17 protein-coding genes are annotated in these 25,952 nt (G+C 68.0%); 14 read left to right on the forward strand and 3 right to left on the reverse strand.

The features are described from left to right. The first annotated feature begins 96 nt into the window (after positions 1-96). From OK349_RS07150 to OK349_RS07180, 7 genes are all read left to right on the forward strand, one after another. Positions 97-1,332, forward strand: a complete 1,236-nt coding sequence (locus OK349_RS07150) for a nitrate/nitrite transporter (protein WP_265117126.1) — start codon at positions 97-99, stop codon at positions 1,330-1,332. Then, complete coding sequence (locus OK349_RS07155; protein WP_265117127.1) at positions 1,332-2,525, forward strand: alginate export family protein; 1,194 nt, start codon at positions 1,332-1,334, stop codon at positions 2,523-2,525. The genes OK349_RS07150 and OK349_RS07155 overlap by 1 nt, the downstream gene beginning before the upstream one ends. Beyond that, positions 2,525-5,011, forward strand: a complete 2,487-nt coding sequence (gene nirB, locus OK349_RS07160) for a nitrite reductase large subunit NirB (RefSeq protein WP_265117128.1) — start codon at positions 2,525-2,527, stop codon at positions 5,009-5,011. Before OK349_RS07155 ends, nirB begins: the two co-directional genes overlap by 1 nt. Continuing rightward, entirely contained in the window at positions 5,011-5,349 is a 339-nt protein-coding gene (gene nirD / locus OK349_RS07165; RefSeq protein WP_265117129.1) for a nitrite reductase small subunit NirD, read from the forward strand. The genes nirB and nirD overlap by 1 nt, the downstream gene beginning before the upstream one ends. A gap of 178 nt (positions 5,350-5,527) precedes the next feature. Next, the gene (locus OK349_RS07170) at positions 5,528-8,134 is read left to right on the forward strand and encodes a nitrate reductase (RefSeq protein WP_265117130.1); all 2,607 of its coding nucleotides are present in this window, start codon (positions 5,528-5,530) and stop codon (positions 8,132-8,134) included. Further along, positions 8,127-8,897: a uroporphyrinogen-III C-methyltransferase gene (cobA, locus tag OK349_RS07175; protein WP_265117131.1), complete on the forward strand. Its 771-nt coding sequence runs from the start codon at positions 8,127-8,129 to the stop codon at positions 8,895-8,897. Before OK349_RS07170 ends, cobA begins: the two co-directional genes overlap by 8 nt. Next, positions 8,894-9,430: a molybdenum cofactor guanylyltransferase gene (locus tag OK349_RS07180; RefSeq protein WP_265117132.1), complete on the forward strand. Its 537-nt coding sequence runs from the start codon at positions 8,894-8,896 to the stop codon at positions 9,428-9,430. The genes cobA and OK349_RS07180 overlap by 4 nt, the downstream gene beginning before the upstream one ends. On the opposite strand, the gene OK349_RS07185 is transcribed toward OK349_RS07180, so the two are convergent. Next, entirely contained in the window at positions 9,427-10,335 is a 909-nt protein-coding gene (locus OK349_RS07185; RefSeq protein WP_265117133.1) for a LysR family transcriptional regulator, read from the reverse strand. The genes OK349_RS07180 and OK349_RS07185 overlap by 4 nt on opposite strands. A gap of 151 nt (positions 10,336-10,486) precedes the next feature. On the opposite strand from OK349_RS07185, the gene OK349_RS07190 reads away from it, so the two are divergent. The 6 genes from OK349_RS07190 (at position 10,487) to OK349_RS07215 (ending at position 17,946) form a co-directional block, all read left to right on the forward strand. Further along, positions 10,487-11,470 (forward strand): aldo/keto reductase, encoded by a 984-nt coding sequence (locus OK349_RS07190; protein WP_265117134.1) that lies wholly within the window; start codon positions 10,487-10,489, stop codon positions 11,468-11,470. Positions 11,471-11,629: 159 nt separating this feature from the next. Then, positions 11,630-12,262: an aldehyde dehydrogenase iron-sulfur subunit PaoA gene (paoA, locus tag OK349_RS07195; RefSeq protein ID WP_265117135.1), complete on the forward strand. Its 633-nt coding sequence runs from the start codon at positions 11,630-11,632 to the stop codon at positions 12,260-12,262. After that, positions 12,259-13,209, forward strand: coding sequence for an FAD binding domain-containing protein (locus OK349_RS07200; protein WP_265117136.1), 951 nt, complete (start codon positions 12,259-12,261; stop codon positions 13,207-13,209). The genes paoA and OK349_RS07200 overlap by 4 nt, the downstream gene beginning before the upstream one ends. A 4-nt stretch (positions 13,210-13,213) precedes the next feature. Beyond that, positions 13,214-15,400, forward strand: coding sequence for an aldehyde oxidoreductase molybdenum-binding subunit PaoC (gene paoC / locus OK349_RS07205; RefSeq protein ID WP_265117137.1), 2,187 nt, complete (start codon positions 13,214-13,216; stop codon positions 15,398-15,400). A 19-nt stretch (positions 15,401-15,419) separates the two neighbouring features. Next, positions 15,420-16,343 (forward strand): XdhC family protein, encoded by a 924-nt coding sequence (locus OK349_RS07210; RefSeq protein WP_372340540.1) that lies wholly within the window; start codon positions 15,420-15,422, stop codon positions 16,341-16,343. A gap of 88 nt (positions 16,344-16,431) precedes the next feature. Next, the gene (locus tag OK349_RS07215) at positions 16,432-17,946 is read left to right on the forward strand and encodes a tryptophan halogenase family protein (RefSeq protein ID WP_265117138.1); all 1,515 of its coding nucleotides are present in this window, start codon (positions 16,432-16,434) and stop codon (positions 17,944-17,946) included. A gap of 4 nt (positions 17,947-17,950) precedes the next feature. Here the strand turns inward: OK349_RS07215 and OK349_RS07220 are convergent, their stop codons facing one another. Both OK349_RS07220 and OK349_RS07225 read right to left on the reverse strand, forming a co-directional pair. Next, the gene (locus OK349_RS07220; RefSeq protein WP_265117139.1) at positions 17,951-19,999 is read right to left on the reverse strand and encodes a hypothetical protein; all 2,049 of its coding nucleotides are present in this window, start codon (positions 19,997-19,999) and stop codon (positions 17,951-17,953) included. After that, positions 19,999-22,569, reverse strand: coding sequence for a TonB-dependent receptor domain-containing protein (locus tag OK349_RS07225; protein ID WP_265117140.1), 2,571 nt, complete (start codon positions 22,567-22,569; stop codon positions 19,999-20,001). Before OK349_RS07225 ends, OK349_RS07220 begins: the two co-directional genes overlap by 1 nt. Positions 22,570-22,858: 289 nt before the next feature. Here OK349_RS07225 and OK349_RS07230 point away from each other — a divergent pair, with 289 nt between their 5' ends. Beyond that, a complete protein-coding gene (locus OK349_RS07230; protein ID WP_265117141.1) occupies positions 22,859-25,903 on the forward strand; it encodes a TonB-dependent receptor in 3,045 nt (1,014 codons plus the stop codon). Positions 25,904-25,952: the final 49 nt, after the last annotated feature.

Raw genomic sequence — 25,952 nt, forward strand, 5'->3', positions numbered from 1 at the left:
GCTCCATCAACCGAAACAGGCAACGAAGCCGCCAGAACGCGCCGTCATGGCCGCCGTTCTGGCGGCTTTTTCTTGTCCATCGAACGGGGACAGAAGATGGCAACCACATATCTGGACGCGAACACGTCCCCCAAATCGAGCTTCTGGTCGAGTGGGCATACGCCCACGCTGATCGCCGCATTCCTCTATTTCGACCTCGCCTTTATGGTCTGGGTGATCCTGGGACCGCTCGCGCCGGAGATCGCCAAGACGCTGGCGCTCACACCGGCCGAGAAGGGCCTGATGGTCGCGGTGCCGACGCTCGCCGGTGCGATCCTTCGCGTCGTCAACGGGCTGCTGGTCGATCGCATCGGCCCCAAGCGCTCGGGCACGATCAGCCAGGTGATCGTGATCGCCGGCCTATTCATCGCCTGGATGGCCGGGGTCACCAGCTTCGCCGGCACGCTCGCCCTCGGCGTGATTCTAGGTTTCGCGGGCGCCAGCTTCGCGATCGCCCTCCCCCTTGCCAGCCGGTGGTATCCGCCCGAGCACCAGGGCAAGGCGATGGGCCTTGCCGGCATGGGCAATTCGGGCACCGTGCTCGCCGCGCTGTTCGCCCCCGCGCTCGCCAAGATCTTCGGCTGGAACGGCGTGCTCGGCCTCGCCTGCATCCCGCTCACCCTCGTCTTGATCGCCTATATCATCATGGCGAAGGACGCGCCGGGCCGCCCGCCCGCCAAGTCGCTCAAGGACTATTTCCAGCCGCTCAAGGTGGCCGACAGCTGGTGGCTGATGGGCTTCTACGCCGTCACCTTCGGCGGCTTCGTCGGCCTCGCCGCCAGCCTGCCGATCTACTTCACCGACCGCTTCGGCCTCACCACCATCCAGGCGGGCTACGCCACCGCAGCCTGCGTCTTCGCCGGGTCGCTGGTCCGCCCCCTCGGCGGCGCGCTCGCCGACGCGATCGGCGGGGTGAAGGCGCTCACCGCGGTGTTCATCTTCGCCGCCTTCGCGCTGGTCGGCGTCAGCCTGGCCGAGAATTTCGCGACCGCTTTGCTGCTCTTCGTCCTCGCCATGCTCGCGCTCGGCACCGGCAACGGTGCGGTGTTCCAGCTCGTGCCGCAGCGCTTCTCGGCCGAGATCGGCGTGATGACGGGCCTCGTCGGCATGGCAGGCGGCGTCGGCGGCTTCTACCTCGCCTCCTCGCTCGGCCTCGCCAAGCAATGGACCGGCAGCTTCTCCGGCGGCTTCCTGATCTTCGCGGGGCTAGCGGTGGTCGCGCTCGCCGGCCTGACGCTGGTAAAGGGCAAGTGGCGCTCGACTTGGGGCGCTGCTGGGGGAGTGAAAATCTGATGCGCAACGTGTTTCTCTTCGCTGGGCTGGTGGCGGCAATGCCCGCCACCGCCCAGACCCTCAAGCCGCTCGCCGAAGCCCGGTTGCGCTACGAGCAGGCCGACCAAGACGGCTTGGCGCTCGACTCCGAAGCCGTCACCCTCCGCGTCCGCGCCGGGGTGCAGGCAACCAGCGGCCCGCTCACTGCGCTGGTCGAGGCGCAGGGCAACCTCGCCGTCGCGGGCGACTATTATGACGGGCTCCACGGCGCCGCGACCCGGCCGCTGATCGGCGACCCGCAGAATGTCGCGATCTACCGCGCGCAGCTCGGCCTCAAGCTTCCGTTCGCTACGGTGACAGCAGGCCGCCAGCGCATCGGCCTGGATGACGAGCGCTTCGTCGGCAACGCCGCCTTCCGCCAGAACGCCCAGACCTTCGATGCCGTCCGCGCCGAAGTCACCCCGCTCAAGGGCCTCAAGGCCGACCTTACCTATGCCTGGGCGGTGCGCACCATCTGGGGCGTCGACGGCACCGGCGCCCGCCAGCGCGCGGTGAGCGGCGACAATATCTTCGCCAATTTGAGCTATGCCACCCCGATCGGCACGCTCACCGGCTTCGGCTATTGGGTCGATCAGGACGAGGCTGCGGTGCAAGGCTTCCGCCTGTCGAGCAAGACCTTCGGCGTGCGGCTCGCGGGAACGCACCCGATCGGCAAGGCCAAGCTGGCCTATCAGTTCAGCCACGCCCGCCAGTCCGATCATCATCGCAATCCCAACGACTATGCCGCGGACTATTGGCTGGCGGACGTCGCGCTTGACCTGAACGGTCCCAAGCTTGGTGTCGGCTATGAAGTCCTGGGCGCCGACGATGGCATCGCCCTCACCAGCTTCCAGACCCCGACCGGCACGCTGTTCAAGTTCCAGGGCTGGGCGGACAAATATCTCACCACGCCGCCTGACGGGGTACGCGACCTCTATGTCAGCGCGGGCTGGGGCTGGAAGGCGATCGGCCCGGCCAAGGGCGTGACCTTTCAGGCCGCATGGCACCGCTACGAGAGCGACCGCCTGACCCGCCATTATGGCGATGAGCTCAACCTCCTCGCCACGGCGAAGTTCGGCAAGACCACCGCCTCGGTCCGCTTCGCCGACTACCAAGCGGAGCTGTTCGCCACCGACACGCAAAAATTCTGGCTGCAACTGGACTGGACGATCTGATGGAATTGCAACGCATCGCGCGCGCAGAGGACGATACGCGCGAGCATCTCGTCGTGGTCGGGAACGGCATGGCCGGCTGCCGCGCGGTCGAGGAGATCCTCGCCCGCGATCCCGCGCGCTACCGCGTCACCATCTTCGGCGCCGAGCCGCGGGTGAACTACAACCGCATCATGCTCTCCCCCGTCCTCGCGGGGGAGAAGGCGTTCGACGACATCGTCATCAACACCCCTGAATGGTATGTCGAGAACGGCATCGACCTGATCGCCGGCGATCCCGTCATCGGCATCGACCGCGCGGCCAAGACCGTCACCTCGCGCGGCGGCATCGTTACCAGCTACGACAAGCTGCTGATCGCCACCGGATCGGACCCGTTCATCATTCCGGTGCCGGGCAAGGACCTGCCCGGCGTGATCAGTTTCCGCGACATGGACGACGTCAACACCATGCTCGCCGCCGCGGATAAGGGCGGCAGTGCGGTGGTGATCGGCGGCGGCCTGCTGGGGCTGGAGGCCGCGCATGGCCTCAGCCTGCGCGGGATGACGGTCACCGTCCTCCACCTCATGCCCACCCTGATGGAACGTCAGCTCGATGAGGCCGCCGGCTGGCTGCTCAAGCAGGCGCTCGAGGCGCGCGGCCAGACCATCCTCACCGGTGCCGACACCGCCGCGATCATGGGCGAGACCTATGTCGAGGGGGTCAAGCTCAAGGACGGCACCGAAATCCCCGCAGATCTCGTCGTCATGGCGGTGGGCATCCGCCCCTCCACCACCCTCGCGCGTGATGCGGGGCTGGAGGTCGGGCGCGGGATCAAGGTCGACGACCATATGGTCACCTCCGACCCCGATGTGCTCGCGGTCGGCGAGTGCGTCGAGCATGACGGCAACGTTTATGGCCTCGTCGCGCCGCTCTGGGACATGTGCCGCGCGCTGGCTGATCACATGACCGAAAGCCCCACCGGCTATCGCGGATCGGTCACCTCGACCAAGCTCAAGGTCGCCGGCCTCGACGTCTTTTCCGCGGGCGATTTCTCGGGCGGCGAGGGGTGTGAGGACATCGTTCTGCGCGACGCCGCGCGCGGCGTGTACAAGCGCGTCGTCGTCAAGGACGACCGCATCATCGGCGCCGTCCTCTACGGCGATACCACTGACGGCAGCTGGTACTTCGACCTGCTCAAGAAGCAGGAGGATGTGTCCGACGTCCGCGACTATCTCATCTTCGGCCAGGCCTTTGCCTCCGGAGGGGGGCAAGCGGACCCTAAGGCGGCCGTTGCGGCGCTTTCCGACGATGCGGAAATCTGCGGCTGCAACGGCGTCTCCAAGGGTCAGGTCGTCGCCTGCATCGGCAAGGGCGCGCACAGCCTCGATGCCGTCCGCGGCACCTGCAAGGCCTCGGCGAGCTGCGGCCAGTGCACCGGGCTGGTCGAGACATTGCTCGCGCTCAGCCTCGGCGACGACGTCCAGTCGGGCCCCAAGACGATGTGCAAATGCACCAGCTTCACCCACGACGATGTCCGACGTGAGATCGTCGCACAGGAGCTCAAGGTCATCCCCCAGGTGATGCAGGCGCTCAACTGGTCCACCCCCGACGGCTGCTCCTCGTGCCGCCCGGCGCTCAACTATTACCTACTCTGCGCCTGGCCCGGCGAGCATGTCGAGGACCCGCAGAGCCGCTTCGTCAACGAGCGGATGCACGCCAACATCCAGAAGGACGGCACCTATTCGGTCGTCCCGCGCATGTGGGGCGGCGTCACCACGCCGAACGAGTTGCGCGCGATCGCCGACGCCGCCGACAAATATGGCGCGCGGATGGTCAAGGTCACCGGCGGTCAGCGGCTCGACCTGTTCGGCATCAAGAAGGAGGACCTTCCCGCGATCTGGGGCGATCTCAACGCCGCGGGCATGGTCTCGGGCCATGCCTATGGCAAAGCGCTGCGTACAGTGAAGACCTGTGTCGGGTCCGAATGGTGCCGCTTCGGCACGCAGGACTCCACGGGTCTCGGCATCAAGACCGAGCAGATGACCTGGGGCTCATGGATGCCCCACAAGTTCAAGATCGCAGTGTCAGGCTGCCCGCGCAACTGCGCCGAGGCGACGATCAAGGACTTCGGCGTGATCTGCGTCGACTCGGGGTACGAGCTGCATATCGGCGGAAATGGCGGCATCCACCTGCGCGGTACCGACCTGCTGTGCAAGGTCGCGACCGAGCAGGAGGCGCTCGATTACTGCGCCGCCTTCATCCAGCTCTACCGCGAGGAAGCGCGTTACCTCGACCGCACCGCGCCCTGGGTCGAGCGCGTCGGGCTCGAATACATCAAGTCGCGTATCGTCGAGGATGAAGAGGGCCGCGAGGCGCTCAAGGAACGCTTCCACGAATCCCAGCGCCATCTCCAGAAGGACCCCTGGGCCGAGCGCGCCGCGGGCGCCGAGCGCGAGCTTCACCAGCATATCGCAGAAATCCGGCCCTTCGCGGTCGTGGGAGCAGAGTAATGGACGCCGAGTGGCTCGATATCGGTCCGGTGGACCAGCTCCCTGCAATGGGCGCACGCACCCTCCCCGTGCATGGCGGCGAGGAGATCGCGATCTTCCGCACCGCGACCGGATCGGTCCATGCGCTGGTCAACAAATGCCCGCACAAACAGGGGCCGCTCAGCCAGGGCATCGTCCACGACACCTCGGTCGCCTGCCCGCTGCACAATTGGCGCATCTCGCTCGTCACCGGCAAGGCGCTGGGCGGCGACGAGGGCTGCGTGCCGGTGATTCCGGTGAAGATCGACGGCGGCCGCATCCTGATCGCCCGCGCCGAGGCGCTCGCGGGGGTCGCGTGAGCGAAAATCTTCAATTCCTCCCCCGGAGGGGGAGGGGGACCGCCGCCGAAGGCGGTGGTGGAGGGGCCGCCCCGCAGAGGGCGGTACTCGGTCGCACCGTTTCCGCCGCCTGCGCGGCGGCCCCTCCGTCATCGCTGCGCGATGCCGCCTCCCCTGAAGGGGAGGAATGGGCAAACCCATGACCTCCCCCGAACCCATCCGCACCACCTGCGCCTATTGCGGCGTCGGTTGCGGCATCCGCGCGACCGTCGCCGGCCCGCGCGAAGTGCGGATCGAGGGCGATCCGGATCATCCCGCCAATCATGGCCGGCTCTGCTCGAAAGGCACGCATCTCGGCGAGACGGTCGGCCTCGAGGGCCGCCTGCTCCACCCGATGATCGGGATGAAGCGCGCAAGCTGGGACAAGGCGCTCAACCTCGTCGCCAAACGCTTCCGCGACGCCGTCGCCCAGCACGGCCCCAACAGCGTCGCCTTCTACGTCTCCGGCCAGCTGCTCACCGAAGATTATTATGTCGCCAACAAGCTGATGAAGGGCTTCATCGGCTCGGCCAACATCGACACCAATTCGCGCCTGTGCATGTCGAGCGCGGTCGCCGCTCACACCCGCGCGTTCGGTGAGGATGTCGTCCCCGCGAGCTATGACGATCTCGACGCCGCCGACCTGTTCGTGCTGGTCGGCTCCAACACCGCCTGGTGCCACCCGATCGTCTATCAGCGCGTCCGCGCGCGGTGCGAAGCGGGCGCCAAGCTCGTCGTGATCGACCCGCGCCGCACCGAGACCGCCGAGGAAGCCGATCTCCACCTGCCCATCCGCCCCGGCAGCGACGTCGCGCTGATGAATGGGCTGCTGCAATGGTGCCGCGAGGCGGGGGCGATCGATCAAGACTATCTCGACGCGCATGTCGCGGTGCCCAACGATTTCTGGGACAAGTTAGGAGAGGGAAGCGACCTGTGGTCGGTGGCGCGCGTCTGCGACGTGCCGCCATCAGACCTCAGGCGTTTCTACGAATTGTTCGCCGCGAACCCGCGCACCGTCACCCTGTTTAGCCAAGGGGTGAACCAGTCGATCAGCGGTACCGACCAGGGCAATGCGATCATCAACGTCCACCTCGCCACCGGCCGGATCGGCAAGCCGGGTGCGGCGCCCTTCTCGATCACCGGCCAGCCCAATGCGATGGGCGGGCGCGAGGTAGGGGGACTCGCCTCCACCCTCGCCGCGCACATGGACTTCGCGCCGGAGAATCGTGAGCGTGTGCAGCGTTTCTGGGCGTCGCCGTCGATCGCCGAGAAGCCGGGGCTCAAGGCCGTCGACCTGTTCCGCGCGATCGATGAGGGGCGGATCAAGGCTTTGTGGGTGATGGCGACCAACCCCGCCGTGTCGATGCCCGATGCGGGCCGGGTCCGCGACGCGCTCGCCGCCTGCCCCTTCGTGGTGGTCAGCGACGTGATGGAGCGCACCGACACCGGCGAATTCGCGCATGTCCGTCTGCCCGCCGCCGCATGGGGCGAGAAGGATGGCACGGTCACCAATTCCGACCGCACGATCAGCCGCCAGCGCGCGCTCTTCCCGCTGCCGGGCGAGGCCAAACCCGACTGGTGGATCGTCAAGGAAGTCGCGCGGCGCATGGGGTGGAAGACTCCCTTCGCCTATGACCGCCCCGCCGAGATCTGGCGCGAGCATTGCCGCCTGTCGACTTATCAGAACGACGGCGCACGGGTGTTTGCGCTGCCCAATGGCGGCGCGGGCGGCAATTCGGCCTATGAGACGATGGAGCCGCACCGCTGGGGCGGCATGCCCTTCGCCGACGGCCGCTATTCGACCCCCGACCGCCGTGCGCGGCTCGTCCCCGTCACGCAGCGGCCGCTTCAGGGTCCGCTCGCCGACTGGCCGATGACGCTCAACACCGGCCGCTACCGCGACCAGTGGCACACGATGACCCGCACCGGCCTGTCGCCCAAGCTCGCCCGCCACCGCGAGGAGCCTCTGGTCGAGGTTCACCCCGACGACGCCGCCGCGCTCGGCATTACCGATGGCGGGCTTGCCCGCGTCGCGACGCCGCAGGGCGAAAGCATCTTCCGCGCGTCCGTCACCGACGCGCAGCGGCCGGGCGAGCTGTTCACCCCGATCCACTGGACCGATCGCACCTCGACCGGCGGCCGCACCGGCCTGCTCCCGCGCCCGCTCACCGATCCCTTTTCGGGCCAGCCGGGCTTCAAACTGACCCCGGCCCGGATCGAGCCGGTCGCGGCCGAATGGCGCGCCTTCCTGATCGTCACCGGCGATCTGCCCGCACCACCCAAATGCCTCTGGGCCACCCGCGTCGCGATCCCCGCGGGCACGCTCTGGGAGATGGCGGGCAATGGCGACATCCTCCGCATCGAAAAACTGCTCCCCGCGGGCGAGCGGGTCGAGGCGGTCGATCCCGCGCGCGGCACCCGCCGGGTCGCGATCCTGCGCGAAGGCCGCCTCGCCGCCGCGTTGTTCGTCACCCGCACGGGCGAGCTGCCGCCGCGCGAATGGCTGATCGCGCAGCTGTCCGCGCCGCAAGTCGCCCCGACCCTGCTCGCCGGCCGCGCCCCCGGCGCCCAACCCGATCGCGGCGCGGTGATCTGCGTGTGCTTCGACGTCGGCCTCAACACGATCGTCGCTGCGATCCGCGACCAGCAGCTGACCGACGTCACCGCGATCGGCGCAGCGCTTCAGGCCGGCACCAATTGCGGATCATGCCGCCCCGCGCTCGCGCGCATCCTCGCCGACACAAGACAGGAGGCCGTAAATGGCTGACGATTTTCCACCCGGCAGCGTGTGGCTGGTCGGCGCTGGCCCTGGCGATGTCGAACTGCTCACGCTAAAGGCCGCCCGGCTGATCGCAACCGCAGAAATCGTCTTCTACGACGCGCTGGTCGGTCCCGAGATCCTCGCGCTCGCCGCGCACGCGGAGCTGATCCCCGTGGGCAAGCGCGCAGGCCGCCACTCCAAGGATCAGGACGCAATCAACGGCCTGCTCGTCGAGGCCGCGTTGCGCGGCAAGCGGGTCGTCCGCCTCAAGGGCGGTGACCCCGCGATCTTCGCGCGCAGCGCCGAGGAGATGGAGGCCTGCGCCCGTGCCGGGATTGTCGCGCGCATCTGCCCTGGCATCACCACCGCCAGCGCGGCCGCCGCCTCGGCGAGCCTCTCGCTCTCGCTGCGCGGCCTCGCCCGCCGCGTCCAGTTCGTGACGGCGCACGCCCGCGCGGGCGAAGCGCTCGACCTCGACTGGCCCGCGCTCGCCCATGCCGGCTCGACCCTCGCCTTCTACATGGGCCGCGGCGCGACGCGTGAGATCAGCGAGCAGCTGACCGCCGCCGGTCTCCCCGGTTCGACCCCGGTCCTCGTCGCCTGCGACGTCAGCCTGCCGACCGAGCAGCATCTCTCCACCCGGCTCGATCTGCTTCCGCTCGCGGTCAAGTCGATCGCCGGCAACCGCCCGACCCTGCTGCTGATCGGCGAGGCCGTCGCCCGCCCCACCGCCGTCCACGCCGCCCCCGCGCGAGCGCTCACCGCATGACCCTCCCGCCGCGCACCCTCGGCGCCGTGCTCGCGGGCGGTGCCTCCCGGCGCTTCGGCAGCGACAAGGCGCATGCTTCGCTCGGCGGGACGCCGATGCTCGACCACATCGTCACCGCCCTCGCGCCTCAAGTCACCGATCTCGTCATCTGCGGTCGCAGCTGGAGCAATCTCCGGACACTTTCCGATGCCACCCCCGAACGCATCGGCCCCCTGGCCGGTCTCGAATCGGCCCTTCGCTTCGCCGCCGCGAACGGCTTCGATGCCGTGCTCACCGCCCCCGTCGATGTCGTCCCGCTCCCGCACAACCTCACCGCGCGCCTGGCCGGTCCGCGCGCCGCGGTGTTCGAGCAGCAGTGGCTGATCGGTTACTGGCCTTCCAGCCTGCACGCTGCGCTTGCCGCGTTCCTCGCCACCGGCGACCATCGCTGGCGCGCCTGGATCGAGCTTTGCGGAGCAATCCCGGTGGCCGAACCGCACCCGCTCCACAACATCAACACGCGCGCCGACTGGACCGCTGCCCGCGCCGCCTAGCCCGGACCCGATCGCCCCCGATAGCGCAGTGCCTGCAGCACGATGCGGAACGCGGGCGACGGCTGGCGACGGCTCGGATAATAAAGGTGGTAGCCGTCGAACGGCTCGCACCAGTCATCAAGCACACGGACCAGTGCGCCGCTCGCGAGCTGCGCTTCGAATTGATCCTCCATCAGGAAGGCGATGCCGCGTCCGGCGATCGCTGCATCGGCGATGAGATCGACATCGTTGAGCACCAACTGCCCTTCGACCCGCACCCGCAGCTCGCGCCCGCCCCGCTCGAACTCCCACGCATACAGGTTGCCGGCACTGATCATCCGCAGATTGATGCAGTTGTGCTGCGCCAGGTCGTGCGGCGTGTGCGGGATTCCGTGCTTCTCGAAATAGGCCGGCGCGCCGACCGCGGCCATGCGCAGCCGCGGACCGATCGGCACCGCGATCATGTCCTTCTCCAGCCGCTCGCCCAACCGGACGCCGGCGTCGAAGCGTTCGGCGACGATGTCCTTGAGCCCGGCGTCGACGTCCAGCTCGATCCGGATGTCCGGATGCTCGGCCGTCAGCCGGTCGATCGCCGGCCATAGCACCGCACGCGCAGCATGTTTCGAGGTGGTGATCCGCACCGTCCCTGCCGGCCGTTCACGCAGCTCGGTCAGCGAGGCGAGCTTGACGTCGATCTCATCGAGCGCCGGCCGCAGCGTCTCGAGCAGCCGCTCGCCCGCTTCGGTCGGCGCCACGCTGCGCGTCGTGCGGGTAAGCAGACGCAGCCCCAGCCGTGCCTCGAGCCGGCGCATCGAATGGCTGAGCGCCGACTGCGAGAGGCCGAGCTTGGCGGCAGCGCGCGTGAAGCTCCGCTCCTCGGCGACCGCGAGGAACATGGTGAGGCTTCCGAGTTCCTCACGCCGCATGCCGCGGTCCGAACGCGCTTGGTTCCATGACTGAGAATCATAGACCCAAGCGACCTTCCCTGTCTAATTGCAACAGCGGAGACTACCTAAGTTGGTCCTCGAACAATGGTGGCGCAGCCTGTGATGAGCGCCTCTCCAATAGGATCAAGCGATGCAACAACGTGTTTTGGGCCGCGACGGCCTTGAGGTATCGGCGATCGGCCTGGGCTGCATGGGCCTTAGCTTTGCCTATGGACCCGCGACCGATCGCCGGGACGCCATCGGCCTGATCCGTGCCGCGCACGAACGCGGCGTCACCTTCTTCGACACTGCGGAAGCCTATGGCCCGGGCATCAACGAGGAGCTGGTCGGCGAGGCGCTCGAGCCGATACGCGACCGGGTCGTGATCGCGACCAAGTTCGGCTTCCGCAATGGCGTTCCCAGCGAAGGCCTCGACAGCCGTCCGGAACGCATCCGTGAGGTTGCCGAGGCGGCGCTGAAGCGACTTCGCACCGACCGGATCGATCTCTTCTACCAGCATCGCGTCGACCCGAACGTGCCGATCGAAGAGGTGGCCGGAACGGTGAAGGAACTCATCCAGGCCGGCAAGGTGCTGCATTTCGGCCTGTCGGAGGCGAGCGCGGATTCGATCCGCCGCGCGCATGCGGTCCAGCCGGTCGCGGCGCTGCAAAGCGAATATTCGATGTGGTGGCGCGAACCCGAAGCCGAGATCCTGCCACTCCTCGACGAACTCGGCATCGGCTTCGTGCCCTTCAGTCCGCTCGGCCGGGGCTTTCTGACCGGCAAGATCGATGCGAACACGACCTTCGGCGCGGGGGATTTCCGCAGCACCTTGCCGCGCTTTTCGCCCGAGGCGGTGAAGGCCAATCAGGCGGTCGTGGACCTCGTTCGCGAGCTGGCGCAGGCCAAGGGTGTGACGCCGGCGCAGACCGCGCTTGCCTGGCTGCTCGCGCAGCGCCCGTGGATCGTGCCGATTCCCGGCACGACCAAGCTGGAGCGGCTCGAGGAGAATCTCGGCGCCGCAAGGGTCGAGCTGGATACGGCCGATCTCGCCCGGATCGACCAGGCGCTCGCCACGGTCGAAGTGGTCGGCGATCGCTACCCCGCCGCGACCCAGCGGCTCATCAACCGATGAGCGGGAGCGCCAGAACATGGTGGAGCGCGAAACCGGGAAGAACGTGATATGGATGGAGTCGATCATTGACGCGCGTGATCGCTCAGATGACGGCAGCGACTACAATGGCCGGCGCTGAACCGGCAAATCGCGACGGACGCGCAGGATGGGAGCCAGGACATGAAGCAAGACGAGTTCGGCGTTACGCGGCGTAGCGTGCTGGTCGGCGGCAGCGCCTCGGTCGCCGTCGTGGCGGTTCCCGCGGCGGAGGCGGGAACGCCGCCGCCCCAACCCATCGATGCCGCGGTCCCGGTGGCCCTCACCGTCAACGGCGCGAAGCGCGAGCTCGCGCTCGATCCCCGCACCACGCTGCTCGACGCGCTGCGCGAGCATCTGCGCCTCACCGGCACCAAGAAAGGCTGCGACCACGGCCAGTGCGGTGCCTGCACCGTAATCGTCGAGGGGCGGCGCATCAACGCGTGCCTAAGCCTGGCAGTGATGCACGACGGCGACGAGGTGACCACGATCGAGGGCCTCGGCACGCCCGGCAAGCTCCATCCGATGCAGGCCGCCTTCGTCAAGCATGACGGCTATCAGTGCGGCTATTGCACGCCCGGGCAGATCTGCTCGGCGGTCGCCGTGCTCGCCGAGATCAAAGCAGGCGTGCCGAGCCACGTCACCCAGGACCTCACCGCCCGCCCGCGCGCCACCAATGACGAGATGCGCGAGCGGATGAGCGGCAATATCTGCCGCTGCGGCGCCTATTCGAACATCCTCGACGCGATGACCGAAGTCGCCGGGAGGCGCGCATGAGACCCTTCACTTACGAGCGCGTGACCACCCCCGCAGAGGCGGCGGCCGCGGCCGCGCGCACCCAGGGCGCCCGGTTCGTCGCCGGCGGCACCAACCTGCTCGACCTGATGAAGCTCCAGATCGAGGCGCCGACTCACCTGATCGACGTCAACCGCATCGGGCTCGACCGGATCGAGGCGACTCCTGAGGGCGGCGTTCGCATCGGCGCGCTGGTGCGCAACACTGATCTCGCCGCCGACCGGCGCATCCGCAAGGACTATGGCGTGCTCTCGCGCGCGCTGCTCGCCGGTGCGTCGGGCCAGCTCCGCAACCGCGCGACCACCGCCGGCAACCTGCTCCAGCGCACCCGTTGCCCCTATTTCTACGACACCAACCAGGCGTGCAACAAGCGCAAGCCCGGCTCGGGCTGCGCGGCGATCGGCGGGTTCAGCCGTCAGCTCGGCGTGATTGGGACGAGCGAGGCGTGCATCGCCACGCATCCGAGCGACATGGCCGTCGCGATGCGCGCGCTCGACGCGACGGTGGAGACGGTGAAGCCCGATGGCGCGACGCGCGCCGTCCCGCTCGCCAACTTCCATGTGCTCCCGGGCGACACGCCGCATGCCGAGACCGTGCTCGAAAACGGGGAATTGATCACCGCGGTGACGCTGCCCGCGCCGCTGGGCGGCACGCATGTCTACCACAAGGTGCGCGACCGCACCTCCTATGCCTTCGCGCTGGTCTCGGTCGCCGCGGTCCTGCAGCGTGACGGCAGTGGCCGGGTTGCGGTCGGCGGGATCGCGCCCAAGCCGTGGCGCGTCGAAACAGCCGAGGCAGCACTGCCGCAGGGTGCAAAGGCCGCGGCCGGCATCCTCCTCGCGGGTGCCCAGCCGACCAAGGACAATGCGTTCAAGCTGCCCCTCGTCGAGCGCACGCTCGGCGCGGTGCTGGCGCAGGCAAGGGGTTGATCCGATGAAGTTCGACACGCCCGCCGGGACCAACCCGATCGACCAGCTCAAGGTCGTCGGCAAGCCCACCGACCGTATCGACGGCCCGCTCAAGGTGTGCGGCCAGGCGCCGTACGCCTATGAGCAGCCCGCGCCGAACGCGGCCTATGGCTATGTCGTTGGCGCCGCGATCGCCAAGGGGCGGATCGAGGCGATCGACCTCACCGCCGCGAAGGCCGCACCCGGCGTGCTGGCGATCATCACCGCCGACAATGCCGGCAAGCTCGAAAAGGGCAATTTCAACACCGCCCGCCTGCTCGGCGGCCCCGAGATCCAGCATTATCACCAGGCGGTGGCGCTGGTCGTCGCCGAAACCTTCGAGCAGGCGCGCGCCGCCGCCGCGCTGGTCCGCGTCGACTATGCCCGCGGCAAGGGCGCGTTCGATCTGCATGCCGCGAAGGATTCCGCGCAGCCCTCGCGCGAGCAGGCCGATCTCAAGCTCGGCGACTTCGCCGCCGCCTTCGCCTCGGCGCCAGTGACGATCGACGCGACCTACCACACCCCCGACCAGGCGCATGCGATGATGGAGCCCCATGCCAGCATCGCGGCGTGGGAGGGCGACCAGCTCACGCTGTGGACCGCGAACCAGATGATCAACTGGGGCCGCGGCGACGTCGCCCGCACGCTCGGCATCCCGCGCGAGAAGGTGCGGCTGGTCTCGCCCTATATCGGCGGCGGCTTCGGCGGGAAGCTGTTCGTCCGCGCCGACGCGATCCTCGCCGCGCTCGGCGCCAAGGCCGCCGGCCGCCCGGTCAAGGTCGCGCTGACCCGGCCGCTGATGTTCAACAACACGCCGCACCGCCCGGCGACGATCCAGCGCATCCGCCTCGGCGCGACGCGCGAGGGCAAGATCACCGCGATCGGGCACGAGAACTGGTCGGGCGACCTGCCCGGCGGCGGCATCGAGAACGGCGTGCAGCAGACGCGCTTCCTCTATGCCGGCGAGAACCGCATGCTGCAGTGCCGCCTCGCAGTGCTCGACTTGCCCGAGGGCAATGCGATGCGCGCGCCGGGCGAGGCGCCCGGCATGATGGCGCTCGAGATCGCGATCGACGAGATGGCCGAGAAGCTCGGCATAGACCCGGTCGAGTTCCGCATCCTCAACGACACGCAGGTCGTACCGGAGGACCCGCCCAAGCCCTTCTCGCAGCGCCAGCTGGTCGAGTGCCTGCGCCAGGGCGCCGAACGGTTTGGCTGGAGCAAGCGCTCGGCGACTCCCGCCAGCGTGCGCGACGGACAGTGGCTGGTCGGCATGGGCGTCGCCGCGGGCTTCCGCAACGCGCCGACCATGAAATCGGCCGCGCGCGTGCGGCTCGCCGCCGACGGGCGCGTGACGGTCGAGACCGACATGACCGATATCGGCACCGGCACCTATACGATCATCGCGCAGACCGCGGCGGAGACGATGGGCGTGCCGCTCGACCGGGTCGACGTGCGGCTGGGCGATTCGACCTTTCCGGTGTCGGCCGGATCGGGCGGGCAATGGGGTGCGGCAAGCTCGACCTCGGGAGTCTATGTCGCGTGCATGAAGCTGCGCGAGACGGTCGCGCAGAAGCTCGGCCTCGATCCGGCCACCGTGACCTTCAGCAGCGGCCGCGTGCGGTCCGGGCGGCGCAGCGTGGCGCTCGGCGACGCAGCCCGGGACGGGGAAATCGTCGTCGAGGACGCGATCGAGTTCGGCGATCTCGCCCGCCGCTACCAGCAATCGACCTTTGCCGGGCATTTCGTCGAGGCGGCGGTGCATGCCCATACCGGCGAGATGCGCGTGCGCCGCATGCTCGCGGTGTGCGCCGCAGGGCGCATCCTCAACCCCAAGTCCGCGCGCAGCCAGGTGATCGGCGCGATGACCATGGCAGTCGGCGCCGCGCTGATGGAGGAGCTCGCGGTCGACAAGCGCTTCGGCTTCTTCGTCAACCACGACCTCGCGGGTTACGAGGTGCCGGTCCATGCCGACATCCCGCACCAGGAATGCATCTTCCTCGACGAGGCCGATCCGCTGTCTTCGCCGATGAAGGCCAAGGGCGTCGGCGAGCTCGGCATTTGCGGCGTGGCCGCGGCGGTGGCGAACGCGGTCTACAACGCCACCGGGGTGCGCGTGCGCGAATATCCGATCACGCTCGACAAGTTCTTCGAACGGCTGCCGACCGCGTGAGCCAAGTCCCGGCACAAGCGTGAGCGACATCGACATCATCCTGGACGCGGCGGCGCGCTGGCGCGGCGATCGCATGGCGCTCGCGACCGTCATCTCGACCTGGGGATCGGCGCCGCGCCCCGCCGGCAGCCACATGCTGATTAATGGCGACGGCCGCTTCGAGGGTTCGGTGTCCGGCGGATGCGTCGAGGGCGACATCCTCCAGGCAGCGGCCGAGGTCATCGCCGGCGCGCCCGCCATGCTCAAACGCTATGGCGTTTCCGATGCCTCAGCGTGGGAAGTCGGCATGCCCTGCGGCGGCGAAATCGCCGTGCTGGTCCAGTCCATTTCCGATCCGGGCTTTCCGCCCGCCCTGTTCGATCGCATCGCGCAGGCCCGTGATGCCGGCGAGCGTCTCATCATCTCGACCGATCTCGAAACCGGGTCGAGCCGCGAAGGCGACGGCCCGGGCTTCGTCAACCGCTACGATCCGCCCCGCCGCCTGCTGATCGTCGGTGCGGTCCAGATCGCCCAGACGCTCGCCATGCTTGCCCGGCAGGTCGGCGTCATGGCGGTCGTGATCGATCCGCGCGGCCGTTTCCTGACGGCGGAGCGCTTCCCCGATTGCGAGCTCGACGATGGCTGGCCCGACGAGGCGATTGCCCGGCGCCGGCCGGACATGGCCACCGCGGTCGTCACCTTGAGCCACGACCCGAAGATCGACGACCCCGCCCTGATCGCCGCCCTCGCCGCGCCGACCGGCTATGTCGCCGCGCTGGGATCACGGCGCAGCCATGCGGCGCGGCTCGAACGCCTGGCGGACGCAGGCGTGACGCCGCACGATCGCGCACGCGTGCAGGGGCCCGCCGGGCTCGACATCGGCGCGCTCGGCGCGGCGGAGATCGCGCTGTCCATCGCCGCGGGCATGGTCGCAGCGTTCAACACGCCGTCGGCAACGACTTAGAACGCAAGCGGCCTGCTGACCCGGTTCCGCGCAAAAAGATCGAGTTAAACGCTACCGAGGGCTATGCCGATGCCGAGGGAGACATTGCGTGGAGCGCATTGATCCAGCTGGAGCGGGGCGGATCGGCCAAGTGGTCATCCTGGGCGGCGGCACCGCTGGCTGGATGACGGCGGCGGCGCTGGCGCGGACCTTCCGCCAGCGTCTTTCCATCACCCTGCTGGAATCGGAGGAGATCGGCACCGTGGGGGTCGGCGAAGCGACGATCCCGACGATCCACTGGTTCAACCAGCTTGCCGGGCTCGACGAAGCGGCCTTCCTGCGCGCGACCAAGGCGACCTTCAAGCTCGGGATCGAGTTCGTCGACTGGGCGCGGCCCGGGCACCGCTATCTCCATCCCTTTGGCCAATATGGCGTGCCGCTGCCCGGCGTCGCGTTCCATCACCGCTGGCTCAAGGCACGGGCGGAAGGGCTCGACTTGCCGCTTCCGGCCTTCTCGCTCGCCACCCGGCTGGCGCTGGACAACCGCTTCGCCAAGCCGACGAGCGACGCGCGCTCGATCCTCTCGACGCTCGGCTATGCCTATCATTTCGACGCCAATCTCTACGCGCGCCACCTGCGCGAACTGGCGGAGGCGCTGGGCATCGTGCGTATCGAAGGACGGCTGGCGGAAGTCGAACGGGATCCCGAGACGGGCTTCGTCACCGCGCTCACCACCGTCAGCGGCGAGCGCCTGCCGGGCGAGCTGTTCATCGACTGTTCGGGCTTTCGCGCGCTGCTGATCGAGGGCGAGATGCAGGCCGGCTATGACGACTGGTCGCACTGGCTGCCCTGCGACCGCGCGGTCGCTGTGCCGAGCGAACGCGTCGCCGAGACCACGCCCTATACCCGCTCCACCGCGCGCGCGGCCGGGTGGCAGTGGCGCATCCCGCTCCAGCATCGGACCGGCAACGGCTATGTCTATTGCAGCACGTTTCTGGGCGACGACGAGGCGGCGGCCACGCTGCTCGCCAATCTCGACGGCGCGGCGCTGGCGGAACCGCGCTTTCTGCGTTTCACCGCCGGGCGCCGGCACCGCGCCTGGATCGGCAACGTCGTCGCGATCGGCTTGTCGGCGGGCTTTCTGGAGCCATTGGAATCGACCAGCATCCACCTGATCCAGAGCGGGATCGCCAAGCTGCTGACGCTATTCCCGGATCGCGGCTGCGATCCCGCATTGGCCACACGCTTCAACGCGCTGTTCGGCGCGGATATGGACAATATCAAGGACTTCCTGATCCTCCATTATCATGCCACCGAGGACAAGCCCGAGCCCTTGTGGACACAATGCCGGCACATGGCGCTGCCCGACACGCTGGTCGAGCGCGAGCGCGAATATCGCCGGACCGGGCGCCTGATGCTCGGCAGCGAGGAATTGTTCCGCGAGGCGAGCTGGCTCGCGGTGCTGAACGGTCAGGGGGTCACCGCCGAGGGCTATCATCCCGTAGCGGACACGATCGATCCGGCAGTGAACCGCACGCAGCTTCAGCAGATCGTCGAGGCGATGAATCGCGCCGCGGCGGCACAGCCCAAACATGACGCGGCGCTGGCGGCGCTGATCGCCTGAGCCGCTATCGCCCCCCGCTTGCGGTCGGCGGACGGACGGCGAGATAGACCGTGCTCCAGAGCTGCGCCGCATTGGATTCGTCGACATCCCGCCGCCCCGCGCCGAACGCGACTGCCTGATAGCGGCCACCGGCATAGGTCCATGACCATAGCTCGGAGCTCTGCAGCGTCCGCGTCGCCTGGATCGCGCGCCACAGCCGTGCCTGCGCTTGCCGGAGCCCCGCACGGGTCGCTTCGGGCAGCTCGCGCCGCGCGAGCTGCCGTTCGAGCCCGGCGGCAAGCAACGCCTGCTGCCACGACCACACGACGGTGCCGTGATAGGCGGCCGGGGTGAAGCGCGCCTGCACCTCTTGGCCCGCCAATGCCGGATTGGCGACGAGCAGGCCGATATCGGTCATCAGGCCGGCCGGAAAGGGACGCATGACCGCACCGACATAGGCGTCCAGATCAGCCGGCGAAGGATCGCCGAACAGCAGCGCGAAGCCTTCATCGGAATTGAGGATCGGTACCGGCACGCCCGCATCGTCGAGCGCGATGGCATGGAAGCTGAGCGGCGCCGAACCAAGCGCCGCCAGCGCGGGTCCCGCAGGCACACCCGCGCGCGCCGCATAGTCGCGGATCAGCGGCGCAGCGCGCGCGGCCGGGATCGAGACGCGGAACAGCGGCGGCGCGCGGTCGCGCCAGACCGCTGCCATCGCCTCGGCCCGCGCGAAAGCCGTCCGGTCCTTGGCAGGAAGATAGGGGTCGAGCAGCCCGGCGCGGAGCAGGCGCGCGGCTGCTTCGAGCGCGGCCGGAACGAACACGGCATTGACGTCATAGGCATAGCGCCCGCGCCCCAGCCCCTCCTCGCTATCGCGCCACTGCCCGGTCAAACGGCCGGGCTTGATCGCGACGAGCCGGGCCGCGGCGGGGGCTTCGGCAAAGGGACGCGCCTGATCGAGAACGAAGCGAAGGTTGCGCACCAGCGCGGCGCCAGCCGGCTCGACCCGGCCCGGCTGCGCCTCGCTCGGAAGCTCGCGCGCGAGGAAGGCGCGCGCCGCATCCCGATCGGCACGGTCGAGCAGATAGCTTGCCGCCACCGGCGCGAGCATGAAGTCGTCGTCGATCATCGCATAGTCGAGCGTCGCCGCGGCGCCGCCGCGTCCCTCGCGCCGGTGCTCGACGACGGCGAATTCCGACAGCCCCTCCTCATGCGCCACCTCCCCCGCCGCATTGAGCCGCGCGAGGACCGAGCCGAGGCCGGATTCGATCGCTGCCGGCTGAAGCACGGGCATCAGCAACCGCATCGACATCAGCGTGTCGCGGCCGAAATAGGTGTTGAACCGCCATGAGCCCGCCAGGAACTTCTCGCGATAGCTGAGGAAATGCAGCGCATCGCGCGCCGCCGCGTCGTCCGCCGCGCGGTCGTTGAGCAGCTCGGGCAAGGTCAAGCCGGTGAGCGGCGGATCGCCGCTCGCCGCCACGATCTCGATCCGGATCCGGCCGCTCGGCCCGGCGGCGATCGCTCCGCGCTCGACCCGCCCGTCGAGGATGTTGAGCTCCAGCCGATAGCCGGGCGCACCGTCCAGCCGGTCGCGCGCATAGCTGATCCGATTGCCCTCCACGCGCATCGGCGCCGCCACTTCGGCGGGGAATTTGCCGATCGCCTGATAGTCGCGCAGAAAGCGGACATTGGAGAGGACCGTCTGCCTGATGGCGAGGCGCGGCCCATCGACCGTCGCGATCGCACGGATGCCGTAGAGCGGACGCCCCTTCCCGTCTGCGAGGGTTATCGGCTGCGGCGCGCCTTCAAGCCGCCAGCGCACTGGCGCCGCGACGCGGTCAAACCACAGTCCCACGCCGCTGTTTCCCGCCGGGAAAGCCACCAGGATGCGCGGATCGGTGCCCGCACGCAGCAGCAGATGCGCCGCCACCTTGCCGTCGCGAACGAACGCATTGAGGTTCTGGCCCTCGGTGAGCTGGTAGCTGAGCTCCGGCGCGGGCGGCGGGAGCGAGGGCGCGGCCACGATCAGGCCGGCTCCCGCGATCAGCCCGCGCGCGATCCGCACCGTCATCAGAATTTCAGCGTCACCGAGCCGCCGAAGGACGGGCCGGTGATGCCGCGGGCATAGAAGAAGCCCGAGTCCGCATTCTGCGTCTGCCCCTGGCGCGGGTTGCCTTCGGTCAGTCCCATCACGTCGAAGATATTGTCGGCATCGAAGCTCACCTGCAACCGCTCGGTCAGGTTGAGGCTGACGCCCACGCCCGTCACCCCATAGCCGGGCAGCGCCACGCCATTCCCGGAATCGGCGAAAATCTTGCCGATATATTTGTAGCGCGCATAGACCTCGCCCAAGCCGTTGGGCAGCTTGATCGTCGGTGTGATCGTATAGAGCTGCGCCGGCGTACGCTCCGGCCGGTTGCCGTCATAGACCGGCTGCGCGACGCCATCGAGACGGAGGTTGCTGAGCGTCGGGTCCTGGAACACGCCGATGAAGTTGACCGAGAACCACTCGATCGGCCGCACCACGACGTCGATCTCGACGCCCTGGGTGCTGAGGTCGGCCAGGAAGGCCTGCTGGCGGGTCGGGTCGGCGGGATCGATGAAGTTGTAGAACTGGTCGTTGAAGTTGGTGCGGAAGACCGTCGCCGACCCGTTGAACCAGCGGCCGAGCTGGAGCCGGACGCCCGCCTCGTAGAGCTCGATCTCGGTGATCGGATCGACATTGTTGGTCTGGAAGCCGAGCGCATAGCGCGCATAGACGGCGAGGTTGGGCGTGATGCGGTAATTGGCGCCGACGGTCCAGGCGGTCTTCTCCTGCGTCGCGCGCCGGACGGTGTAGGTGCCGTCCCAGGTCGGTCCCACCGTCCGCACGATCCCGCCGACGCCGGCCGGCACCGGCTGGTTGACCGCCGCGCCGTTGCCGTCGCGGAACGTCGCATCGACGCTTTCCCAGCGGATGCCGGCATCGATGTTGAGATTGTCGCCGATCGCGAGCTCGTCGTTGATGTAGACCGAGATCGAGCTGTCCTTGCGCTCGCGGATGCCGACACCCCAGTCGCCATAGGAGATGAGGCCGTTGTCGCTCAGCGTGCCGATGACGTTGTTGCCAGCATCGAGCGCGACGATGTCATAGATGTCACTGTTGTTCTTGACGTCGTTGACGACCGGCGCGACCGCCGACTGGTTCTGCCACCGGCTGACGTCGTAATACATCACGCCCGCGGTCAGCGAATTCTTGAAGCCGTCGCCTTCGGCTTCCCAGCGGAAGCCCAGATTGGCGCCGAAGTCATGCCCCTCGACATAGTCGTGGTTGAGGATCGTCTGCTGGAGGAAGCCGTTTCCGTTCAGCGCGTTGAGCTCGGCGGTCTGGTTCGCGCCAAGCACCACGCCGGTGCGCAGGTTGCGAATGCCGAAGCGCGCCGCGGTCGGGAAGGCGAGCGCCCCCCGCTCAAGGAAGCCGAGGCCACCCACCTGGATGCCGTCGAGCGGCGAAACGCCCGGCGTCAGATAGTCGACGGCGCTGGCGAGCCCGGCATTGCCGGTGCCCGATCCCGGGAAGAGGCCGTTGAAGTCGTAGCTGAAGTCGAGATAGCGGGCGCGGGCAAACAGCTCGAGGCCGTCGGTCACCGGCTTCTCGAAATCGAGCCGGATCTGCTTGGTCTTGGCACGCACCCCTTCGGTGAGGCGGAAATCGCGGAACCCGTCGGCCTCGACGAAGGTCGACACCGGCACCGAGATGCGCGCGAACGCGTCGCCGCCGATATTGTCCTTTTGCGGGTCGAGGCCCGGCACCGCGCCCGGGTCGCCGTCATTATAGGTATAGGGCATGCCGGCATAATAGGCGGTCTTGAGATCACCGATCTTGCCGGTCAGCCGCACGAACCCGCCGCTGTCGAAGCGGTATTCGAGCATCGCCTTGACGCGATAGCCCTCATAATCGAACGGGTTGCGGCGCACGCCGGGGCTGGTCTGGAAATAGCCGCCAATGTTGAACGCCAGATTCTCCGCGATCGGCGCGGAGAGATATAGATCGGCGCGCTTCAGGCCATAATCATAGCCGGTGACGCGCGCACTCCCCTCGAATTCGGTGAAGTTGGGCCGGCGCGAGATGAAGTTGATCGTGGCCCCCGCGCCGTTGACGGTCAGCACGCCCGACGAGCCGCCCTTCACCGCTTCCAGCCGGTCGATCGTCAGGTCCTGCGAGAAGAAGAAATCGGCGCCGCCGCCCTGATAGAGGACCGGCATCCCGTCCTCCTCGAGCTGGACGAAGCGCTGCCCGCCGCCCTGCAGGCCGCGGACCGAATAGTTGTTGGAGAGTTCGCCTGCGGTGCCCTCGACGAAGATGCCGGGAACCAGTTCGAGCATGTCGGCGGTGGAGCGTGGCGCGCGGCGGTCGATATCCTCGCGGGTCGCATAGGTGATGTCGGCGGAGGCGGTGATGAGCGGGCGGCCGCGCGACGTCTGGCCAGTGACGACGATTTCCTGGTCCTCTTCCGCCTCCGGCTGCGCAACCGGTTGCGCCGCCTGGCCGGCGGGCGGCGCGGTCTGGGACGAGGTCTGTGCCAGCGCTGGCGCCGCCGGGATGATTGCCGCGCTCAACAGCAGTCCCGTTTTCAGGCTGGCACGTTGCGACGTGGTCATGCCTCGCTCCCCTTTTGACGACCGGGCATGCATGCCCTGGCGCGGGCACGGCGCCGATCTATGAACTAAGATTTTGGGCCACAACCAATGAACTCGCCTCGGGGATCCGGCGGCGAAACGTGTCGTCGCGTCTTTCCTCCGTTCCAACGGAGATTTGCGCCGAGAATCCACCTGACGCGGGGCCGGCCGAAAAAATTTGCTCCGCTTTAGCGGTTTTCCCGCGCCGGCGCATCCGGCCTGTCGAACGGTCCAGCATTCACGACGGGCCGCGTCTTCAGGGGAACCACAAATGCCGCTGCTTCGTCACGCCCTTCTGGGCGCAACCATGTTCACCTCCGCCTCGCCGTTCCTGTCTCCGGCCCATGCGCAGCAGGTGGCGGCTGCCGAGCAGCAGACGGTCAGCCTCAACATTCCTGCCCAGGAGCTCGGCGCGGCGCTCAACGAGTTCGGGCGGCAGGCGGGCATCAGCATCGCCTTCCCCGTCGAAGTGGTGTCGCGGCACACGAGCCCGGCGCTGCGCGGCCGGTACACCCGCACCGAGGCCGCGCGGCGGCTGGTCTCCGGAACCGGCCTGCGGGTGACCGAATCCGCTCCCGGCTCGCTGGTCCTGGTCCAGGGCGCACAGGCCGCCGGCGCGGCGCAGGAGGAGGTCCCCGCCGAGCCCCCCACCGAGGAGGTCGTCGTGAACGGCTTTCGTGAAGGCCTGGCGGAGGCGCGCGACGTCGAGCGCAAGGCCGATAATCTCGTCAACGTGCTGTCGGCGGACGATGTCGGCAAGCTGCCCGACACCAACATCGCCGAGGCGCTGCGCCGGCTTCCTTCGGTCTATCTGATCCGCGACCAGGGCGAGGGCCGCTATGTCTCGATCCGCGGCGCCGACCCCATCCTCAACAATGTGACGATGAACGGCCAAACCATCGCGGTCTCGGACACCGACGGCGAGTCGGGCCGCGCGGCGCCGCTCGACGTGCTGAGCTCGAGCGCGCTCTCGCGGGTCGAGATCAACAAGGTGACCCTGCCCTATATGGACGGCCAGTCGATCGGCGGCACGGTCAACATCGTGACCCCGACCGGCTTCGACTACAAGGACACCTATCTCAATGTCGCCGCGGAAGCCGGCTACAATGATCTCGGCAAGGACAACCGGATTTTCTCCGGCAATGTCGCCTTCGCGCACAAATTCTTTGGCGACACGCTCGCGGTGTTCGCGAGCGGCGAATATTGGTTCAAGCAATATACGTCGCAGAGCTATACGACCTCATCGCCGCAGACCGCGGCGGGCTTCCCGGCGGACTATTATTTCCCGACGAGCGTCGTGCTTGCCCAGTCGGTCGGCGAAAAGCATCGCTACGGCGGCTCGGTGAACGTCGAATACCGCCCGGACGAGGGCACGCGGGCATGGCTCCGCTACTATTTCACCCAGTATGACGACGACCGCACGCGTCCGCAGATCACGATCCGCGGGCTCCAGGGGCGGGCGGTTGCCGCGCCCGCGGTGCGGCGCCCGATCCTCAACCCGACCTCGCTCACCGAGTTCGGCTATGCGGGCTACCGCTCGCAGATGGAGAACCGCGTCGAGGTCCAGCAGCGGCCGGTGCATCAGCTCGTCCTCGGTGGCGAAAAGCGCTTCGGCAGCGCCTGGACCGTCCAGGCCAACCTAAACTACACCACCGCCAAGGAGCTCAATCCCTACCAGCGCTATTTCGAATCGATCACCGACACGCTGGGCGCGCTACCGAGCGAGAGCCCGGCGATCACCTTCGCGTTCGACGAGCGCGGCATCGCGCGGCCGACCGGGTTCAACACCGCGCTCGGCAACGGCCTGACCTTCCTCGACCCCGGCTTCAACCGGGTCTATCGCCTGCGCGGCGTCACCTCGACGGTGATCGAGGAGACCTGGACCGGCAATCTCGACGTGACATGGGACGGCGAGCTGGGCGATCATGACTTGCAGCTCCGCGCCGGCGGCAAGTTCATCCTGCGCGACAAGTCGGTCGACGACAGCGACTATCGCTACCAATTCACCGGCCCGGTGACATCGCTGGCCGGGTTCGACGGCCTTTACCTCAACTTCGCGGACGGCCGCGGTGAGCCCTACAAGCCGATCTCCGGTCTCAGCCTGATCGCGCCCAACCGCGCCGGCTACGAGGCCTTCTTCGACGCGCATCCGGAGTATTTCACCTATGACGCGGTGAGCGCAGCGGCGAACTCCATGGAGAATGACTACCGGCTCGATGAGAACATCTACGCCGGCTATGCGATGCTCGACTTCCATGTCACACCGTCCCTCAGCCTGATCGCCGGCGCGCGGATGGAGCATACCAATTCGGACATCTTCGCGCAGGGCTTCGTCGCGTCGGTCACCTCCAACCCGGGCATCCCGGCGGGTCGCTCGCGCCTCGGCGAGGTGCCGTTCACGACCAGCGACATCATCGATATCTCGCGCCGCCACAGCTACACCAACGTCCTCCCGGCGCTGGTCGCGCGGTGGGACATTGGCAAGAACTGGCTGCTGCGCGGCTCGGTGACGACCAATATCGGCCGGCCCGACTATACCGACATCGCACCGATCTCGACGGTCGTGGTGAGCGAATCCTACGATGCCGCCAACGACGTCGTGAACCTCAACGCCTCGGTCGAGATCGGCAATCCCGACCTTCAGCCCTACAAGGGCCTGAACTTCGACGCGTCGCTCGACTATTATTTCCCGAACAAGTCCGGCTCGGTATCGATCGGCGGCTTCTACAAGCGCATCGACAATGCCGTGTACAGCATCGTCAATGAGTTCCGCGACCACGAGTTCCAGGGCGTGACCTATGACTCCTATGTCGAGGAAACCGTCGCCAATGCCGATCCCGGCCATATCAAGGGCATCGAGATCAGCGTGCAGAAGGACTTTGTCGAGCTGCCGGCGCCGTTCGACGGGTTCGGCGTCTATGCCAATGCCGCGTTCATCGACTCCGAGGTCGAGATCGACATCCCCGGCCGTCCAAGCGGCCGCGTGCCCTTCTTCAACCAGGCGGACCGGATCTACAACGCGCAGCTCTATTACGAGCGGAGCGGATTCGCCGGGCGCGTCGCCTATTCCTATCAGGGTCCGGCGACTGGCAGCGCGTTCGGCGCGAACCCCAATCTCGACAATTATCGCGCGGCGCGCGAGACGGTCGACGCGCAGCTCAGCTACACCTTCGGCAACGACCTCAAATTCTCGTTGACCGGGTCGAACCTGACCGCCCCGGCGAACATCAACTACCGCAACAACAACAAGTTCTTCATCTCGAGCTACGAGATTTTCGGACGGGAATTCCGCTTGTCGGTCTCGAAGCGCTTCTAGGTTCCACGCGGGAGGGCGCCGCGTCGCCCTCCCGCTCTTGTTCGGGCAG

The organism is Sphingomonas sp. BT-65, assembly GCF_026107375.2.
Taxonomy (GTDB): domain Bacteria; phylum Pseudomonadota; class Alphaproteobacteria; order Sphingomonadales; family Sphingomonadaceae; genus Sphingomonas.